The 765-nt window shown below is 67.5% G+C and carries 1 protein-coding gene; it reads left to right on the top strand.

Annotation, left to right across the window (positions count from 1 at the left end; all coding sequences use genetic code 11):
- Positions 1–765: hypothetical protein (locus RMT89_RS40470; RefSeq protein ID WP_315888746.1), on the top strand; the 765-nt coding region annotated here is incomplete at its 5' end.

The following is a 765-nucleotide window of genomic DNA, read 5'->3' on the forward strand; positions in this document are numbered from 1 at the left end:
GCCCCGAAGTACACCCCTGAGCAGTTGCAGAAGTACCTGGAGCCGATCTGGGAGGCCGGTTCGACGGGCTACGAGTGGGATGCCGAGCAGCGGGAGAAGTACAACGCCAACGACGAGGAGAAGGGCTTCAACAAGGACAAGTCCGGCAAGGGTTACTGGTGGGGCTCGTACGTCGATGAGAGTTACCCGCCGGGCTGGGATTCCTGTGACAGGGACTACTTCTGGGTGGACACGGGTGACGCTCCGCCCGCCGACATCGAGAACGCCGTTACCCCGGAGATCCTCGCCGAACTCGCCTACGCCGAGATCCGCGTCCCCGGCACCGAGGTCACCCTGGCTCCCGAGAACGCCACCAAGGTCAACCTGCCGACCTGGACCTGGCTGGACGGCGCCGAGTTCAAGCCGGTCTCTGTCACCGCGTCCGTGCCGGTGCTGAACCTGGAGGCGACCGCGACGGCGGAGCCGGTCGCCCTCAAGATCGAGCCGGGCACGGCCGACGCCGTCACCTACCCGGCATCCGGCGTGTGCGAGATCGACAACGGCCGTATCGGCGAGCCGTATGCCAAGGGCAAGGCCGACCAGACCCCGCCCTGCGGAGTGAAGTACCTCCGCTCCTCGGGCGACGGCACCTACCCGCTCCAGGCCACCATCACCTGGGACATCACCTGGACCGGCACCGGCGGAGCCGGCGGCGACCTCCCCGACGGCACCTTCGGCGCGACCCAGCAGGTCGTCGTACAGGAAATCCAGGCCGTCAACCGCTGA

It is taken from the genome of Streptomyces sp. P17 (genome assembly GCF_032436805.1).
Lineage (GTDB): Bacteria > Actinomycetota > Actinomycetes > Streptomycetales > Streptomycetaceae > Streptomyces.